This is a genomic window from Methanolobus mangrovi (assembly GCF_031312535.1).
Classification (GTDB): domain Archaea; phylum Halobacteriota; class Methanosarcinia; order Methanosarcinales; family Methanosarcinaceae; genus Methanolobus; species Methanolobus mangrovi.
This window is the reverse complement of sequence record NZ_CP133594.1, coordinates 1399352-1416452: the sequence shown is the minus strand read 5'-3', so window position 1 is coordinate 1416452 and position 17101 is coordinate 1399352. Positions and strand designations below refer to the sequence as shown.

General features: G+C 43.7%; 19 protein-coding genes and 1 tRNA gene. 9 read left to right on the top strand and 11 right to left on the bottom strand.

What is annotated here, in order from left to right; translation table 11 throughout:
* Positions 1-2: 2 nt before the first annotated feature.
* From RE476_RS06725 to coaBC, 9 genes are all read right to left on the bottom strand, one after another.
* Positions 3-239 carry a DNA-directed RNA polymerase subunit H gene (locus RE476_RS06725; protein ID WP_309306898.1) on the bottom strand — a complete coding sequence of 79 codons (237 nt, stop codon included), beginning with the start codon at positions 237-239 and terminating at the stop codon, positions 3-5.
* Positions 240-290: 51 nt separating this feature from the next.
* A tRNA-Lys gene (locus tag RE476_RS06720) sits at positions 291-367 on the bottom strand.
* Between the two features lie 333 nt (positions 368-700).
* Complete coding sequence (locus tag RE476_RS06715) at positions 701-1936, bottom strand: adenosylhomocysteinase (protein WP_309306897.1); 1236 nt, start codon at positions 1934-1936, stop codon at positions 701-703.
* 52 nt (positions 1937-1988) lie between these two features.
* Complete coding sequence (locus RE476_RS06710) at positions 1989-3287, bottom strand: amidohydrolase family protein (RefSeq protein WP_309306896.1); 1299 nt, start codon at positions 3285-3287, stop codon at positions 1989-1991.
* A 10-nt stretch (positions 3288-3297) separates the two neighbouring features.
* The gene (locus tag RE476_RS06705; RefSeq protein ID WP_309306895.1) at positions 3298-3930 is read right to left on the bottom strand and encodes an HD domain-containing protein; all 633 of its coding nucleotides are present in this window, start codon (positions 3928-3930) and stop codon (positions 3298-3300) included.
* Positions 3921-4691 (bottom strand): 4-phosphopantoate--beta-alanine ligase, encoded by a 771-nt coding sequence (locus tag RE476_RS06700; RefSeq protein ID WP_309306894.1) that lies wholly within the window; start codon positions 4689-4691, stop codon positions 3921-3923. The genes RE476_RS06705 and RE476_RS06700 overlap by 10 nt, the downstream gene beginning before the upstream one ends.
* A gap of 22 nt (positions 4692-4713) precedes the next feature.
* Complete coding sequence (locus tag RE476_RS06695; protein WP_309306892.1) at positions 4714-5658, bottom strand: prohibitin family protein; 945 nt, start codon at positions 5656-5658, stop codon at positions 4714-4716.
* 75 nt (positions 5659-5733) lie between these two features.
* Positions 5734-6531 (bottom strand): pantoate kinase, encoded by a 798-nt coding sequence (locus RE476_RS06690; protein WP_309306891.1) that lies wholly within the window; start codon positions 6529-6531, stop codon positions 5734-5736.
* A 96-nt stretch (positions 6532-6627) separates the two neighbouring features.
* Positions 6628-7872 carry a bifunctional phosphopantothenoylcysteine decarboxylase/phosphopantothenate--cysteine ligase CoaBC gene (gene coaBC, locus RE476_RS06685; RefSeq protein WP_309306890.1) on the bottom strand — a complete coding sequence of 415 codons (1245 nt, stop codon included), beginning with the start codon at positions 7870-7872 and terminating at the stop codon, positions 6628-6630.
* 153 nt (positions 7873-8025) lie between these two features.
* On the opposite strand from coaBC, the gene RE476_RS06680 reads away from it, so the two are divergent.
* Positions 8026-8559: a GNAT family N-acetyltransferase gene (locus tag RE476_RS06680; RefSeq protein ID WP_309306889.1), complete on the top strand. Its 534-nt coding sequence runs from the start codon at positions 8026-8028 to the stop codon at positions 8557-8559.
* Between the two features lie 34 nt (positions 8560-8593).
* Here RE476_RS06680 and RE476_RS06675 read toward each other — a convergent pair whose 3' ends face one another.
* The gene (locus RE476_RS06675) at positions 8594-9271 is read right to left on the bottom strand and encodes a M48 family metalloprotease (RefSeq protein ID WP_309306888.1); all 678 of its coding nucleotides are present in this window, start codon (positions 9269-9271) and stop codon (positions 8594-8596) included.
* Between the two features lie 19 nt (positions 9272-9290).
* Positions 9291-9650: a BlaI/MecI/CopY family transcriptional regulator gene (locus RE476_RS06670; protein ID WP_309306887.1), complete on the bottom strand. Its 360-nt coding sequence runs from the start codon at positions 9648-9650 to the stop codon at positions 9291-9293.
* Positions 9651-9813: 163 nt separating this feature from the next.
* Between RE476_RS06670 and RE476_RS06665 the strand changes: the two genes are divergently transcribed.
* The 8 genes from RE476_RS06665 to RE476_RS06630 all read left to right on the top strand — a co-directional run bounded on the left by RE476_RS06665 (position 9814) and on the right by RE476_RS06630 (position 17041).
* Complete coding sequence (locus RE476_RS06665; protein WP_309306886.1) at positions 9814-10989, top strand: ABC transporter permease; 1176 nt, start codon at positions 9814-9816, stop codon at positions 10987-10989.
* Positions 10982-11647, top strand: coding sequence for an ABC transporter ATP-binding protein (locus RE476_RS06660; RefSeq protein WP_309306885.1), 666 nt, complete (start codon positions 10982-10984; stop codon positions 11645-11647). Before RE476_RS06665 ends, RE476_RS06660 begins: the two co-directional genes overlap by 8 nt.
* A 44-nt stretch (positions 11648-11691) precedes the next feature.
* Positions 11692-12186 carry a Fe-S-containing protein gene (locus RE476_RS06655; RefSeq protein WP_309306884.1) on the top strand — a complete coding sequence of 165 codons (495 nt, stop codon included), beginning with the start codon at positions 11692-11694 and terminating at the stop codon, positions 12184-12186.
* Between the two features lie 326 nt (positions 12187-12512).
* Positions 12513-13346: a formylglycine-generating enzyme family protein gene (locus tag RE476_RS06650; protein ID WP_309306883.1), complete on the top strand. Its 834-nt coding sequence runs from the start codon at positions 12513-12515 to the stop codon at positions 13344-13346.
* Between the two features lie 129 nt (positions 13347-13475).
* Positions 13476-14501 carry a Vms1/Ankzf1 family peptidyl-tRNA hydrolase gene (locus RE476_RS06645; RefSeq protein WP_309306882.1) on the top strand — a complete coding sequence of 342 codons (1026 nt, stop codon included), beginning with the start codon at positions 13476-13478 and terminating at the stop codon, positions 14499-14501.
* Positions 14502-14515: 14 nt separating this feature from the next.
* A complete protein-coding gene (locus RE476_RS06640) occupies positions 14516-15082 on the top strand; it encodes a DUF7109 family protein (RefSeq protein WP_309306881.1) in 567 nt (188 codons plus the stop codon).
* Between the two features lie 26 nt (positions 15083-15108).
* Positions 15109-15882, top strand: a complete 774-nt coding sequence (locus RE476_RS06635; protein ID WP_309306879.1) for a 23S rRNA (uridine(2552)-2'-O)-methyltransferase — start codon at positions 15109-15111, stop codon at positions 15880-15882.
* A gap of 151 nt (positions 15883-16033) precedes the next feature.
* Complete coding sequence (locus tag RE476_RS06630; protein WP_309306878.1) at positions 16034-17041, top strand: tetratricopeptide repeat protein; 1008 nt, start codon at positions 16034-16036, stop codon at positions 17039-17041.
* Positions 17042-17101: the final 60 nt, after the last annotated feature.

The window sequence follows — 17101 nt, the reverse complement described above, 5'->3', positions numbered from 1 at the left end:
CTTCAAGCGATAACAAGTCGATAGTAAAATGCTTCGCCGGCAGTCTGGCTGTTACGGGTAATCTTAACGACTTCCCCAACCTGTGCCCCTACTTCCTGTATGACCGGATCAACAACCTTTATTTTAGGCAGCTGCTCCTTATCAATAGCATATTGCTTTAAAACAGATTTAAGTTCATCTTCCGATAAAATCTCATGTTTCGGGATTAACTGGTGGTCAAGCAGGCTAAATTTTCTCAATATATTACTCCTCCCTCAAAAATGTGAACGTGAACACTCTTGTGCAAAGTGTGGCGGGCTCGTAGGGATTTGAACCCTAGGCCGTCTGGTTAAAAGCCAGACGCTCTGCCTGACTGAGCTACGAGCCCACTTTGTTGGGTGGATTTGCTGAGGCTGCTTCACGTTCATCGACTTCGGTGTAGCGGGGGATAAAAGCACTTATGGTATATAATGCTTTCGTGTTGTTCCACGCGTTCGAACTACAATACTCTAAAATGAACTAATATTACTTATATGTTTTTTATGGATGTATTTGTAATTAAAATCAAAAACAGAAGGTTTATATGCTATTATTCTCACTTTTTACAAAGTGCAGTGCAGTTCCTACTGATTTCTCCCTCAACGGGGCTGTAACCTCCGCTTAAAAAATGTATTTTCGGTGTAGCAACTGATAAACTATTTATTTTAAAAAAAGAAGGGACTTACGTCCCGCATTCCCAGCCATCCATATATGCTGTTTGTTCCTCTGACAATTTATCAATGCTGATGCCCATGGATTTGAGTTTCATCTCTGCAACTCCTATATCCAATTCAAGGGGTACCGGATGAACTCCGTTTGCCAGCTTGTTCTCTGCAATATACCTTACACATAGTGCCTGGTTTGCAAAGCTCATATCCATTACCTCTGCAGGATGTCCGTCACCAGCGGCAAGGTTCACAAGCCTTCCGTCTGCAAGTACAAAGACACGCCTGTCTTTGAGGGTGTATTCTTTGATGTTGTTCCTGACTGTCTTTACAGAGCTTGCCATGGATTTCAGGTCTTCAAGGTTGATCTCTACGTTGAAGTGGCCTGCATTTGCAAGTATTGCTCCGTCTTTGATAACCTCAAAGTCTTCTCTTTTCAGTATATCCTTGTTACCTGTGGTTGTGAGGAATATGTCTCCTATCTTTGCAGCCTCTCTCATTGGCATGACCTGATTTCCATCCATACGTGCTTCAAGTGCCCTTATCGGGTCTATCTCGGTGACAATGACATTTGCACCAAGTCCGCTTGCGCGCATTGCAGCACCTTTACCACACCAGCCGTATCCGCCAATGACAACGTTCTTACCAGCTACAAGGAGGTTGGTTGTTCTCATTATACCGTCCCATGCTGACTGTCCGGTACCGTAGCGGTTGTCGAATAGGAACTTTGTCATTGCATCGTTTACAGCAATGACTGGCATTTTCAATGCACCATCGCGTTCCATGGATTTGAGCCTGTGAATGCCTGTTGTTGTTTCCTCACAGCCACCAAGGATCATTGGTAAAAGATCAGTGCGTTCTGTGTGAAGCTTGAAAATGAGGTCTGCTCCATCATCTATGGTGATGTCAGGTTTGAAGTCGAGGACCTTGTCAATGGCTTCATAGTATTCCTCGGTGCAGCAGTCATACTTTGCAAAGCACTGGATGTTATTCTTCTGGTGAAGTGCAAGAGAAACGTCATCTTGTGTGCTTAATGGATTGCAGCCTGCAATAGCTACCTCTGCTCCGCCAATAGCCAATGTTTCCACCAGGGCGGCCGTCTTGGCCTCTACGTGCAGGGCCATACCAACTCTGTGACCTGCAAGTGGTTTATCTTTTTCGAACTGTTCCCTGATTATATTGAGAACAGGCATATGGTTAAGAACCCAGTCAATCTTCATGTTTCCGGATTCTATCATTTCAGTATCGCTCATCTAAATTCTCCAATTTTATTCTAATAAGATAATCTGTATATGGTAGTCTGTATCAATTATTGATCTTCAATATAAGGTCTTTTGACCTCTGAATAGCAATGTCTATTACTTCCTGCTCATCCAGTGAAAGGACTTTACCCTCTTCCATAAGTACCTTGCCATTCACAATGGTCGTCTCCACATCCTTGCCGCTGGCAGCGTAAACAAGATGTGATGCAACATCATAGACGGGTGTCAGGTGTGCCTTATTCATATCAACTATGATCATATCGGCGTTGTATCCTTCCTTCAGCATTCCGCTTTTAATGCCAAGTGCCTTTGCACCGTTAATGGTTGCCATCTCTAGCACCTTGCGTGCAGGAAGCACTGTGGGGTCCATTGTACTGACCTTTTGCAAAAGAGCTGCCATTCTCATTTCCTCGAACATGTCAAGGTTGTTATTGGAAGCACAGCCATCTGTTCCGATGCAGACGTTAGCTCCGTTGTCCAGCAGTTTGGAAACAGGGCATATTCCTGATGCCAGCTTCATGTTGCTGTTCGGGTTGTGTGAAATGTTGACGCCATATTCTGCAAGTATCTTGATATCGCCGTCAGAAAGCCATACACAATGCGCAGCAAGAATATCCGGTCCCCAGAAATCAATATCCTTGAGGAAGTGTATGGAGCACATACCAAAGTTCTCTTTCATATAGTTGAGTTCTGCTTCGGTTTCAAGGACATGGATATGTATCTTCACATTATCCTTTACAGCCTGCTCTTTAACCCTGATAAGGAAATCTCTGGAACATGTATTAGGTGCGTGTGGGCCATACATGGTATCTATCCTGCCATCTGCTTTTCCGTTCCACTCTTTGACAAAAGCACTGCCTTCTTTCAGTTCCTTGTCTGCCTTTTCCTTATCGCCAAAGTCTATCATGCCATAGGAAAGTGCAGCACGGATGCCAGCTTCATCTACGGCCTGAGCAACCTTATTCTCATGTATGTACATGTCTGCAAAAGCGATAGTTCCAGAGCGTATCATTTCAAGACATGCAAGCCTTGTACCTGCATAGATGTCCTCGTCTGTAAGTTGTGCTTCAGCAGGCCATATATGATTCTCAAGCCAGTCCTGTAACTGCATATCATCGGCATAGCCTCTGAAAATGGTCATTCCTGCGTGGCAGTGGGTGTTTATAAGTCCGGGCATAAGGACTGAACCTTTTGCATCGATAACCTTCTCTGCGCTGCACTGCGTGGAAGTTCCTATCTCTTTGATCATTCCATTCTCAATGACCACCACTCCGTTCTCTATGTCTCCTACGGACGGGTCCATTGTGAGGATATAAGCATTTTTGATTATCATATCGGCCATAATCTCTCTCCTATAACGTTTCTTGCTTTAGTTGCTCAAGATATATTCGCATTATTGCCAGTCTCTGGTCTGCAATTTCCTTTGCAGTCTCTGTGTTCAGCCTTTCCATAATCTTGAAAGGTTTCCTCTCCATATAATCGTAGAAACCATCGAACGGGTCTTCTGCGTAAGCATTCATGGAGGTTTCCTTCACAGTTCCAATGGTCTGTTTCAGTGCCCTTAAAGCACCCATTGAAACGAGTGAGCGGAAAATTCCCACGGAACCCAGTGCATCTATCCTGTCGGCATCCTGAAGGATCTTAGCCTCGATGGTCTGTGCCTGCATTCCCCGGCTGAAACGATGGGTAAGGATGCATGATGCCACATGATCGATAAGTTCTGCCTCTGCTCCGTTCTCCCTGAGGAATTCAGTTGCAATCTCCGCACTGTACTGCGCATGATTTCCGCCTTCTTTGTGCTCTCTTACAATACCCACATCATGGAGCAGGGCTGCAAGACGAAGGACCTGCAGGTCGCCACCTTCCTTTTTGTGTATATTCATACAGGTGTTCTCAACACGCTCAATATGCGACATATCATGGGTGCTTGGTTCATCTGCAAGGATTTCGGCAACAAACTGGCGCGTGGTCTCTATCAGATCCATGTAATTCCTTTCTCTTCTGCTTTGTTTTTCAGGTGTTCCTGCATGGAATACAGGGCATCTGATATGACCCTGTCATTGTCATAAGCATCAATAACAGCCTGAAGCGAGTCTTTACTCCCGCCTTTCATATCCTTTGTGAACTGGATCATATTGTTGAGTGCCCTGGTGACATTGTCAACAATAGTGACAGTGGATGTAAGTGATGTTCTGGAAAGAGGGTTGAGGTCGATCGTAATAACGGTCTTTCCCATTTCCACAAGCTTCTGGCAACGGTCTCCGTCTTCAAGTGGCACCAGCACAACATCTGCACTGAAAATACCCTCCTCATCAACAATTGCCCTGTCATGCGAAAGGTCAAGTCTCTTATCGCCCTTGCCACCAAGAACGACACCTGCACCATGTGCCTTCAGGTGTTCTGTTATCTTATGCACCCTTGCATCACTTCTGTGGAAAAGGTTCACTTCAAGTCTTGCACCTGTGATGTCAGCAAGTGACACTAGCTGGTCAGGTACAAGTGCCCCCGTATTTCCGTTCACGGATATAATGGGGTTCTTTGCAAGAAGTATGTAGGCGACTGCCGCTCTTTCGGCAATCGCTGCAGATTCGATTGTCTTCTCCCCTAATATATAGTCAAAGGCTTCGCCACGACCCTGGGCAACCAGTCCTTGCTTGCTGGTAATGCCCATATTTACTCCTTCTACTATCTTTTCCCTTGTGATGAGGGATTCATATCTGGGGTGGTCTTTCGTAATTCCTGTCATTCAGTCCGTTTTCTCCTTATGTTCATTTGCTGGCATCAAGTATTATCCCCTGATCAGTGGGGACGAGCATAGTCTGTATTTCCTGTCCCTGCAACATTTCTATGTACTTGTAATTTATGAGGTTAGGATTCTTTGCCAGTTGTTCATTGATAATTCCAAGTGCTTCAGCTTCACCATGTGCCTTCGCGATGGTTGCATTTGCAATACCATTAGCCTCGATGATCTTCCTTTCTGCTTCCAGCTGCTCTTTTTCTTTTACGAATATCATCCTCTGGGCATCCTGGTCAGCCTGGAGTTTTGCCTCGATGGCCTCAGCGACCCTTGTTGGTAACACAACGTTCCTCACAAGTACTTCTTCCACGATGATGCCATCGCTTCCCAGAGCATTGTCGATATTGGTCAGCATTTCGCCTGCAACCAGTTGTCTTTCCTCGCCGTACACCTGCAAAGCGGTTTTTGTGGACACTACTTCACGTATGGATGATCTTATCGTAGGGCGAATTATCTTTTCCGCATAGTTAGTTCCAAGATTCTGATGTACGTTGCTGGCCTCATCAGGTATTACTCTGTATCTGACGGTGATATCCAGTCCCAGTGTAAGCCCTTCCACTGTAAGGGCTTTGATCTGGTCATCTCCTACTATCTGGCCCTCATCGGTAACTCCACTCATGGTGTATGTTTCACTTCTGACCGAGTACTTGGTCACACTGACCCATGGTGGGACTATGTGCAGTCCCTCTCCGAGTTCATCATCTTCCACACCACCGAACTGGTTAAATTTAACACCTACTTCTCCGGCTCCGACAGAAACAAAAATTGAACCGAACATTACTGAAAAAATGATCAATATTACAAAAACAACTGCAATAGAGCGGAATACTTTAACCATTATGGGTGGTATTTCCTTTATAGGGAAATCAGGTGCCCTTCTGGGGGGCTCAGGTTCCCATTCACCTTCAACAACCATGTTCTAACCTCTCAAATAATTGAAAACTTTTTAATTCTCTCCATGTATAAATGGAATTCTTAAATATGTTTTCACTCAGGTAATTTTGATGCTACCTGTCATCACCTTGAATTTGAGTACAGTGCCAAACTCTGAAAAAATCTCTTCAAGCTCATAGTTTGTTGATGGTGAAGGCATTGAAAACACTGCATTTCCAAGCATTGCCTGAGATGCTGTGACTCCGATAGAATCTGCTGCTTCTATGGCATCCAGGACCTTTTCGCTTGCAAGCTTGCCCTGCATGGTAAACTCCTTTGAGCAGGTCATGAAGTTCTCAACAGAAGGCTTTTGCATTAGTTTTTTCATGGCCTCTTTTCCGGCAGCATTGATGTTCTTTACCATCTCCGGATTACTCAATACTGATTTTGTTGACAATTCCCCAAGGACCGCACAGTAAACATCGTTCTCTTTTGAAGGTATGCAGTCGACCGAAGCAATAGATGGTGCTCCCGGTGTCTTTCTAATAAGGATCCCACCATGTGCCTGTCCTGTAACATCTCCCAGTCCACTGCCATTGCCGACTTCCGCTACATGTGCTATATCATTAAGCTTGCTTGCGGTTAGGTCAAGTCCGAGGGCATAGTTCAATGCATAAGCTGTTCCCAGTGCTCCGGCTCCTGATGCTCCGAATCCGCACCCAATTGGTATGTCAGATATGCTTTCTACCTTTACAGGAAGCTCTGTTATCGCTTCCACAACTGCTCGGCTGGTATCACCCACGACCTTGTTTTTGTTGAGGAATATCTCTGTATTAGTTATCTCCTCGCCAATGGTCACGGTGGTATGAACGCCTCCGTCAAGTACCACTCCGCATCCTGTGGAGCCCTTTTTCATAGGGTTATTATGGTTATGTATCTGAAAAAAGCCGGTAATATGGGCAGGTGCAAAAGCCCTGGCCGCAATAATTTCTTTGCATGATCTACATGGCATCTATTCTTCGTCCTTTGCTGCTAACAGTCCTGTTATCTCATCCATAAGGACATTTGAAATAAGGCTTTTGGAACCTTCTACATTAAGATTCTCTCTTATATCGGAGTATATGATCGTGATATTGTTGCTGTTGGTTCCCATTCCACTCTTGCTGACCTCGTTGGCAACTATCATGTCAAGCCCGGAAGTTTCAAGGGTCTGCTTTGCTCTCCTGAGCAATTCTTCTGTATCCACCCCGGCTTCTGCCTTGAATCCGATTATCTTCACCTGCGGATATGATTTCCTGGCTTCTTTTATGAGCTTGCGTGTAGGTTTGAATGAAAGCTCAAGCCCTTCACCTGATTTGATCTTCTGCTCGTTTGCATCTATAGTATAATCTGCAATGGCTGCAGAACTTATGAGTACATCGTAGTCCTTTGCAAGTTCATCAAGTACGGCATCTGTCATCTGAGCAGCAGTTTCAGTATGTATCTCATTGATGCCCGAAACTCCAAGTTTGTTCCTGTGTACGATGGTGACATCAGCACCCCTGCGGTAGGCTTCCAGTGCCAGTTCAACTCCGGTCTTCCCTGATGCCCGATTTGTCAGGATACGTATGGGGTCTATAGGTTCTGCCGTGGACCCACTTGTGATAAGTATCTTCTTTCCGCAGAGCGTCTTTTTTCCGATAGTTCTCTCTACCTGGAGCACTATATCATCATTTCCGGCTATCTTTGCTATGCCTTCTTCAATCCTGGGTCCGATGAAGCTGATTCCCCAACCTTTTATTTTCTCAATATTCTCCAGAACAGCAGGATGATTATACATATCCTCATGCATTGCAGGAACTATCATCACCGGCTTGCCCGCACCGATGGCAGTGGTTGCGAAGGTTGTCACAGGTGTGTCATCAATCCCTGCTGCTATTTTTCCAAGTGTATTGGCTGTTGCAGGTGCCACTAATAATAGGTCCGCCCTGCCGAGATTACCAAAGAACTCTACATGCTCTACTTTTCCGGTTATGCTGGTGATGACCTCGTTTCCTGTAGCGTAATGCAGGGCCATGGGGTTGATTATCCAGCCGGCAGCCTCGCTCATAACTGCATGTACGTCCGCTCCCCTGCGAATAAATTCCCGCGCAAGTTCCACTGTCCTTACAGCAGCAATGCTGCCTGTGACTGCAAGCACAATGGTCTTTCCCTGAAGCGTTCGGGATTTTGCAGACTTTATCCAGAGGGTGGGGTGTTCGTTTGGAATCTGGGGCATATTCTATCCTTTTTTGATTAAACAAGTGGATTTTTAGTATTTAAGAAGGGCGGGTAATGTAAGTTAGATTTTTGTTAATCTTACCACTACTAGTACTATATTATACTTGAACGGTATTAAATTTATAAAGATTGAAAAGAAGGTGCTTTTTCATTGAATCCTTTGCCGTTCCCTCGCCCCGCAACCCTCGCAGACAAACCCAAACTCCTATCTCTCTACCGTGAGGTAGCCTCACGCTCCGGTGGCATTATCCGTGAACCCCACGAGATCACAGAGGAATATATCAACAAATTCCTTACAAACAGCCTTGCAGATGGTATCATCCTCGTGGTTGATGATATTGGCAGTGGCCGGGTAATCGGTGAGATTCATACATACAGGCCCTCTCTTTGTGTATTCTCGCATGTTCTTGAGCACCTAACTCTTGTTGTGCATCCCTCTTTTCAGAGGAAAGGAATTGGAAGGATGCTTTTTACCACTCTGCTCTCTAAGGTGAGGTCGGAACATCCTGAGGTCCTCAGGGTCGAGGTTATAGTAAAGGAGAGCAACCATGCCGCTAGAAACCTCTACAGGTCTCTTGGTTTTGTCGAGGAAGGCTGGCTGGAAAAGAAGATCAGAAGGTCAGACGGTGGGTTTGAGGCTGATATTCCTATGGCGTGGTTTAATCCGGATTATGGCATGAGGTAGGAAAACGCTTGAACGGTTTCATTAAAGATCGAGATTAGCTTATCTTTGCTCTTGCTGACTCGAGTGCTTTCTTGCTGACAACCTTTTCTGCAAACATGTCTGCAAGCGTCTCAAGTTCATCCTCAGAACGGTTCTTTGTAAAGCTCATCAGTGCCAGTTGTCTTAATATCGGGGTTCTGCTATTGTAGCGAAGATGCCATACTTCGTGTGCAAGGATGGCTTTCAGTTCTGACGTATCTACCAGTTCCAGTATTCCAAGTGACAGGAAAATAGCTTTTCCTGAAGCAAAGGCTCTGGGTACCGCCGAATCATAATAATATACACTTGACTTTGTATCCAGGTCGTTGACAAATCCCTGAGGCCAGTCCATGATCTCTGTTATTGGCCTGGCTTCGTATCTTTTGATAAGTACCTTGTAGTATGCTCTCGGCAGGAGTAGGATGATCACCGTTGACAGTGTCACATAGCCAAGATATATTTCGATGCTTAACATCTGGCTGCACTGCATTGCATAGACAATCGCTGCGATGGCAGAAATAATGAATAACTGGCCTGCAGCAAATGATGAGAGCCTTGCAACTGGTTTTCTGGTTTTGAAGTATATAGTGAACATTGCCAGTGCCAGGATTATTGAGATGCCTATCACCGGCAGTAGACCGGCTTCATTAATGCAGGCAATATAGCATTCCACTTCATCCTGTATGGAGAACATGTTCCGTGTCCTGAAAATTTCACTTCTTGTTATGGTATGTGTGGAAATTTTCTATCGCCACTTTTCCGAAAGTGTCTACAAGACTGTCAAGTACCTTTTTTGTGATGGTGTTTGCAGTATTGTCCATGGAATCTGCAGCAGAATAGAGATATCTGACCTTGGCTCCGCTCTTGTCAAGTTCCCGCGTTGCAAAACCGGCTTTCACCAGCCTGTCCAGAGTACCGGCTACACTTGATAATGGGATGCCTGTCCTTTCAGTTATCTCGGGAGTTGTCAGTTCTTCACTTTCCCAAAGAGTCTGCATTATTTGTGATTCAATGGGACTGAAAAATTTGGTCAATCCTTCATTGGAGAGGTTTATTCTGTCCAATTTTACCATAATTTTACAACTGCTGTAAAGCCATATATATCTTATGAGTTTCTCTTAGTTTTTGCTTTACATTTGGCGTAAAGTTCATTTACCTTTACACTTATTGTAAATCAATAACTTTACACTTAGTGTATAATCACTCTAATGGTGACACAAAATTGAGGAGAATAGGATGCATTTACACTCTTTTGTATTGAAGGACGTATTCCGCAGGAAAACAAAACTTTTGGTGGCTGTGCTTGGTGTGGTCGTAGCTGCTGCTGCAATAGTAGCTGTCGTAACTACATTCTCAGCAGCAACTGAAGGCTTTCATGAAGCAACGAACAAATTCGGTGCAAACATAATAGTCCGGCCTGAGATCGAATCCATCCCTCTTGTGGATGGATACTCTTCAATGGGTTCACTCTACGCAGGAAACAACTACATAGAAGAATCAGATATTCCGAAGATCTACACGATCAAGGATAATGCAAGTCTCTCGGTCGTAGCACCAAGACTCTATGGTATCGCAGAACTTCAGGGCTCTTCTGTTGTTGTGATGGGCGTTGACCCGGAACAGGAAATGAATCTCAAACCCTGGTGGAATATTCAGGGTCACTGGATGTCTTCAGAGAACACTGAACAACCAGAAGTACTGGTGGGTTCGGATATTGCCATTCCACTGGGGCTTAAGGAAGGTTCGATGATAACACTTTCAAAAGACAATATCTCGATAAATGCTCAGGTTGCAGGTGTGATAGAGAGCACCGGGGATAATGAAGACAGCTACATCATACTCCCGCTTGCGGCTTCCCAGTATCTGCTTTCTCAGGAAGGAAAAGTCAGCAGTCTGGAGGTACGTGCATTGTGTAATGCCTGTCCGGTTGAAGAAATGAGCCAGCAGATCGAAGGTGTTCTCCCGGGAATGGAAGCACGGGCAATGAGCCAGATCGTGCAAAATGAGATGGCAATTGTCAATCATACAAAATCCTCTGCTATGGCAGTTTCTATTATTACCCTGCTTGTAAGCACATTGACCGTTGCTTCCACAATGCTTGCTTCTGTTAACGAAAAAATGAAGGAGATTGGTATTATGCGTGCCATAGGTGCAAGCGATGTCCAGGTGGTTTCCATGCTGTTCCTGGAAGGTGCGATCATTGGCATTGTTGGGGGATGCATCGGTTTCCTCATAGGTACCCTGGCTTCATTCGTTTCAGCTCCGATGCTGGTCTCAGTAACACCCGATCCAATGTGGGATCTTATGCTACCGGTTGTTGCTATTTGTATGTTTACCGGAATGGTAGCTTCCCTTGTTCCTGCAAAGAGGGCTCTTGGAATAGACCCTGCGGAGGTGCTTAGAAGTGTCTGAAAATCATGATGTCATCAGGGTCACTGATGTGACAAAGAATTACAACTTAGGCTCAACTGAAGTAGAAGTTCTGCATGGGATAGACCTGGCAATAAAAAACGGTGAGTTCGTCTCCATCATGGGCCAGTCAGGTTCCGGAAAAACCACTCTTATGAACCTTATAGGTATGCTGGACCATCCAACAAGCGGAAGTATCCATATCAATGGCGATGATATTACAGGCAGGTCCCAGAAAGAACTTGTTGAGCTAAGGCGTAAGGCAGTGGGCTTTATTTTCCAGCAGTTCCACCTCATCCCTTCACTTACGGCTTATGAGAACGTTGCTCTTCCACTGGTTTTTGCAGGTGAGAAGGATGACGGTGCAGTAGCAAGTGCAATGGAAAAAGTAGGCTTGTCACACAGGATGAATCACAGGCCATCAGAACTGAGTGGTGGTGAGCAGCAGCGTGTGGCTATCGCAAGAGCCGTTGTCATGAATCCAAAGATACTGCTTGCTGATGAGCCTACAGGTGCGCTGGATGCTCTCACCGGCTCTAGGATAATATCTCTGCTAAAGTCGCTGGCTGGCGAGATGACGGTAATCATGGTGACTCATAACAGTGAGCTTGCTGCATATTCTGATCGAATAATTGAGTTACAGGATGGCTACGTTAAGTAAAGAATTCAAGGAAGTATCATTACTAGATTTCAGGAGTAATATGTATGAATAGAAAATTGATCATTGTATCTTTGTTAGCGATAATAGTATCTATTTCAGCATTGGGCTGTTTGGATTCAGAGAGCTCTGCTTCAGCAGGAGGATCAGGTCCTGTTAAAGGAACATGGATAGAACCTTGGACAAGTGCGGATACAGTATCCATTCCTGTCAGTTCTGTGGAAAGGTATACTAATGTTCACTTTAAAGTGAATACGGATATCGGGGAAGTTTCAGTTATGGCCTACAAGCTCAATGATGAGGTTCAGGTCCGGTCCAATGTATGTCCACCATGTGGTTCAATAGGTTTCACACTCACAGGTGATGTCCTTGTCTGTGATTCATGCGGCACTGTCTTTGATGCTGCCACAGGTGAAGGTATCCGGGGCGGCTGTGTTGCATATCCAAAGGAGAGCATTCCATACACGATATCAGACGGTAATATCGTCATGAATATGGATGATGTTGTAACTGCCCACAAAATGACCGTGGAAGCCTATTGAGGATATAGTGACCTCTCTTGTTGATGAAATCAGGTTAATAACCTCATTTCATCTTTTTTAAATTTATTCCCATAATCCTGTAACTCAGCATTCTGAATAACTTCTGTGGATTTTATCATGTACTAACTATCTATAAGTCTGAAATCATTGGTTATTATTTTCTCATTTCACTTATGTTACTGACGTCTATCTATCTGGATATGATCGATACATATGAGTATTTTAAGGAAACCTGATGAAAACTACATCTATTGCCGTTTACACTAGAACAAATAGATATCTATTAATACCATCGTGCTCGAAAAAAGTTGCATAGAGGGCTTATTATGCGGATAGGTACGAAACAAGTAATAACAATCATGGCAGTGCTCTTGCTTGCAATAGCTGCAACAGGATGCACTTCAGATGATAATGGCAGTGATAGTAAAGGTGGCAGTTCATCGGCAGACAATGGTGACCTTGGTGATGAGTTCACCAATTCGATTGGTGTAGAGTTCCAGTTGATCGAGGACGGAAGTTTTGATATGGGTACATCAAAGTATGCTTATTCCCAGCCAATCCATGAGGTAAGACTGGATGATCCATTTTACATTGGTAAGTATGAAGTGACACAAGAGCAGTGGGAAACAGTCATGGGCAATAATCCTTCAAGTTACAAAGGAAATGACCAGCCGGTTGAAAGTGTTTCATGGAATGATGTTCAGGAGTTCATTGACAAACTCAATGAGGTGGAAGGAACTACTAAATACAGGCTTCCAACTGAGGCAGAATGGGAATATGCAGCAAGGGCAGGATCAACAACACTTTACTCATTCGGTGAAATAGATGAGGATGAAGGTCCTTTCCTGAAAGACTATGCATGGTATCAGGAGAATTCTTACGAGCATACTCATAATGTGGGTGAGAAACTGCCAAATGAATGGGGACTTTACGACGTACACGGCAATGTATGGGAATACGTGCAGGATAGCTGGGTTGATGATTATTCCGGTGCACAGGAAGATGGCAGTGCGGTTGAGAAAGGAGCAAGTTTCCTGAGGGTTGCCAGAGGTGGCAGTTACTCAAGTAAGGAAAATGCACTGTATACTGCATACAGAAAGAAACAGGATCCTCGTGATGGGGATTCTGCAATAGGCTTCCGTCTTGTGATGGATGCCTGATCTTCTTTTCTCTTTTTTATTTTTGTATCTTATATCTGTTTTGAACTTGATTTCTGATTTCATTCAAATTCCGGTATTCTCGTTCTATATAGACAGATTTTTTAGACAGGACGTTTTTATTGCTGTTAGATGGTCGAAAAAGAGAAGGTAATTAACAATATCAATTATATCTTCAAAAAATATTCGGGTAAAGAAGAACTGGAGAATGAGATCAACCGGCTTCGGTCGCACATACTTGAGCTTGAGCTGGACGTGAAAACAGCTAATGTGAGGTATGAAAAAGGTGCGGCATCCGAAAAGAAGGCTATTGCAGCAAAACAGGAAGCTGAAGAAAATCTGAAGGCTGCAGAAGTGAAGCTCTGTACTCTGGAACATGAGCTCGATAAACAAAAGGTCGAAGCTTCAGGGGACTTATCTTTCACCCATGTTGACCTGTTCAACAAGCAACGGACTGAAGAGTTTCTTTTATGTATCTCGTCTGTAAAGTACCTGACAGAATCCTTGCTAACAGTCTGTATTGCTGCCGGTGGGCGACTGGATGGCATAAGGGATTATGAAAATCTGCTTAGACTAATTGACAGTGAGACCCTTGCATTGATCGAAAAGGTCGATTCATCCACAGGGTTTGTATTGTTCCATTCTCCCGATCATATGGTGAATGAGTTGATAATTCCTCCTTTGCCTTTGAAGAGTTCCTACTGGGGTACAGGGAATAATTTTGACATCACTCCTGTAATTGAATTGCTGAATAAGGATGCAAGTATATGTGTCCTGGTAGCGCATGCAGGTGAATCCTTTGTAGGCTTATCTCTTGACAGGGAAGAATTCGATTCATTCCAAGTGATCAAAAGCAGTGTCAAAGCCAAGCATGCAAAGGGAGGTTTCAGCCAGAGACGCTTTGAACGTCTGCGGGATGAAGATATTGCACATCATATTGACAAGGTCAAATTCTCTCTCAAGGATATGCTTGAAGAATTTGAAGGGACCATAGATTATCTTATTCTGGCAGGTGACCCTCAGCTTGCAAGGGAAATAGCGACAGATATCCCTCTGGACATTGAACAAGTATTGTCCTCTTCTGATATTCACATAGAAAAGAATAACATCTCGGATATCTTAAATCAAATATTGATCAGTCGGAGATACAGGTTCTGATAAGGTTGGTCTATATGCTAAGTAAAGAAGAACTCTGTGGGATTGTCGATGCTCTTGGTGCCCTGACAGTAGATGAAATTTATCATGTAGCAAAGGAATTATATTTACTCAGGGGCAGCGTTCCATTGACTCTGCCTTCAATAAAAAACCTTTGTGAAGATGCGGAAAAAGAACATCTGATAGCTGTTGTATCCTGGGAGGAGATCGAAGGTCTGGATGAGGATGAACTTTCCTATTATATATCTGGGCCAAACGCTTTCCCGGAAGTTCCTTTTGACCTGAGTGAGGTCATCGATATACTTGAGATGGCAAAAAGGGAAGTTGAGCTTAGCAGAGTGGCCAGCAGATTCAGCAAGAACCTGCATAAAAGAATAAAAAATCTGGATGACAAAATCAATTCTGTTAATGAAGGTAGATTTCATCCGAAAGACCTGGAAAACCTTGAACACAGGTATAGTGACATATTGAACCAGTATTATGATTACAGTTTCTGGCTTCCAGATACAATGGCAGGTCTTGAAGCCGGGATTCAGGAGCTTAGTAGCAGAATTGAAGCTCTGAAGTCGGCACAAGGTATTTGACTTTTAGGTATTATCAAGGTATTCATATGGCAAGAGACAGGCGAGATAAGTATTACTGGAAAGCAAAGGACGAAGGTTATCGTTCAAGGGCATCTTACAAGCTTTTCCAGATAAATGGAAAACACAATATCATAAAAGAAGGGGATACTGTGGTGGACTTAGGTGCAGCCCCCGGAGGCTGGCTGGAAGTCGCAAAGGAAATATCAGGCGGAAGAGTTGTAGGTGTTGACCTTAAGAGAATAGCTCCCATCGAAGGCGTTGAGACCGTTATGGGTGATATTACCGCAGACAGGACAATCGAGAAGATCCTGGGGCTTGTCGGACAGGGCGGTGCAGACGTTGTAATCTGTGATGCTGCGCCAAATCTCAGTGGAAACTGGAGTCTTGATCATGCAAGGTCTATCGATCTGACGAGGTCAGCTCTAGGCTGTGCAAAGAAAATTCTCAAACCCAACGGACATTTTGTTGTTAAGGTCTTCCAGGGTGACATGTTCAACCAGTTCCTTGAAGAGGTCCGGGATAATTTCGCATTTACACGTTCCTACTCTCCCCAGGCTTCAAGGTCTCAAAGTGCTGAGATATATATTGTTGGTAAGAAATTCCTGACATCACCTGTCAGGCGTGGTAGTGAGTTTGAAGTTGAGATAAAGGAACTAGGTTCCAGTGGTGACGGAGCAGTTCTGATAGACAACTTTGTTGTTTTTGTCAAAGGCGTTGAGCTTGGAGATCGTGTAAGAATAAAGGTTCAGGACGTAAAGCCGAACTTTGCTTTTGCAGAAGTGATAAAAAGGCTGGAATAATAATATAATTTCAGGTTGAAGTACAATTATACTTTTTCACTGAATATTATCTTTTTTTATACAAGATTGTTCTATATACTTGTAGTACTTTCTTGAACAGAACCTCATTCTTTTGTAAACAGGTTCTGTAAAAACTTGAGAATCTGGTCACATGAATGCTGAAGTCCCTGTTCCAAAAGATCGATCCAAATATATCCCTGTACTTGTTGCGATTATCATGGTTCTTGTAGCAGGTTATGCACTCTTTGGCGGTTATATACAAAAACAAAGGACATTGCATGAAGTAGATTCTTTATGGGAGAATGCATCAATATTGCGTGAGGAAGGCAATTATGATCAGGCATTACAGGTCTACAACTCAGTATTCGGAATAATATCTTCAAGCGAGTTCCCTCTTGAATATGGGATGAACCATTATTATCGTGGTGTTGCATATGGGGAAATGGCTTCAGTGGATACTGTTAATGCCTCAAGTAACTTGCAGAACAGTATATATGCATATGACTCCTCCCTGAAGTTCATCACAAAAACTGAGTATCCGGCTGAATATGCAAGAGTGCAGTACAGTTTAGGTGATACATACCTGAAATTATATGCTTCTCAAGGTAGTGATGAGGATCTCAATACTTCTATCAGCTACTATAACGAAGCACTTGATTATTATTCCATAGCTGTGGATCCTATCTATTTTGCATCTATACATAATAGGCTTGGAACTGCCTGGCGTAAGACGAGTGTTGCAGAAAGTGACTCCATATACCTCCAAAATGCAATTGATGCATATGATCAGTCACTGAGGGTTTTCAGGAAAGATACTTACCCTCTGGAATATGCAGGGGTTCAGAACAACCTTGGGAATCTATATCTTGAAATATCAGAATTCAATGATAAAAAGGACAATATAAACAATGCTATAAATGCTTTTAATGCTGCTCTTGATGTCTATACCATCGAAACCCGGCCGGTGGAGTATGCCACTCTCCAGAACAATCTTGGAAATGCTTATTTTGCCATGTCGGAAATAGAGAATAAAGAACGCAATGTCGAAATGGCGGTTAACGCCTATCATGAGGCATTGAAGGTATTTACCATCGGTCTTTTCCCTCAGGAGCATGAGGGAGTCATTCATAATATTGCAAGAGCATACAAGAGCCTCTAAGCAAATTTAAACTAAAAATAAAAATGAATCTTAAAAGGAAAAGGTATTGATTTAATACCT

Bases quoted from the DNA above. Each gene is read 5' to 3' on its own strand.
- RE476_RS06715 (WP_309306897.1), bottom strand. From the start codon at position 1,936: ATGAGCGATACTGAAATGATAGAATCCGGAAACATGAAGATTGACTGG.
- RE476_RS06710 (WP_309306896.1), bottom strand. From the start codon at position 3,287: ATGGCCGATATGATAATCAAAAATGCTTATATCCTCACAATGGACCCG.
- RE476_RS06705 (WP_309306895.1), bottom strand. From the start codon at position 3,930: ATGGATCTGATAGAGACCACGCGCCAGTTTGTTGCCGAAATCCTTGCA.
- RE476_RS06700 (WP_309306894.1), bottom strand. From the start codon at position 4,691: ATGACAGGAATTACGAAAGACCACCCCAGATATGAATCCCTCATCACA.
- RE476_RS06695 (WP_309306892.1), bottom strand. From the start codon at position 5,658: ATGGTTGTTGAAGGTGAATGGGAACCTGAGCCCCCCAGAAGGGCACCT.
- RE476_RS06690 (WP_309306891.1), bottom strand. From the start codon at position 6,531: ATGAAAAAGGGCTCCACAGGATGCGGAGTGGTACTTGACGGAGGCGTT.
- coaBC (WP_309306890.1), bottom strand. From the start codon at position 7,872: ATGCCCCAGATTCCAAACGAACACCCCACCCTCTGGATAAAGTCTGCA.
- RE476_RS06675 (WP_309306888.1), bottom strand. From the start codon at position 9,271: ATGTTCTCCATACAGGATGAAGTGGAATGCTATATTGCCTGCATTAAT.
- RE476_RS06670 (WP_309306887.1), bottom strand. From the start codon at position 9,650: ATGGTAAAATTGGACAGAATAAACCTCTCCAATGAAGGATTGACCAAA.
- RE476_RS06665 (WP_309306886.1), top strand. From the start codon at position 9,814: ATGCATTTACACTCTTTTGTATTGAAGGACGTATTCCGCAGGAAAACA.
- RE476_RS06655 (WP_309306884.1), top strand. From the start codon at position 11,692: ATGAATAGAAAATTGATCATTGTATCTTTGTTAGCGATAATAGTATCT.
- RE476_RS06650 (WP_309306883.1), top strand. From the start codon at position 12,513: ATGCGGATAGGTACGAAACAAGTAATAACAATCATGGCAGTGCTCTTG.
- RE476_RS06645 (WP_309306882.1), top strand. From the start codon at position 13,476: ATGGTCGAAAAAGAGAAGGTAATTAACAATATCAATTATATCTTCAAA.
- RE476_RS06640 (WP_309306881.1), top strand. From the start codon at position 14,516: ATGCTAAGTAAAGAAGAACTCTGTGGGATTGTCGATGCTCTTGGTGCC.
- RE476_RS06635 (WP_309306879.1), top strand. From the start codon at position 15,109: ATGGCAAGAGACAGGCGAGATAAGTATTACTGGAAAGCAAAGGACGAA.
- RE476_RS06630 (WP_309306878.1), top strand. From the start codon at position 16,034: ATGAATGCTGAAGTCCCTGTTCCAAAAGATCGATCCAAATATATCCCT.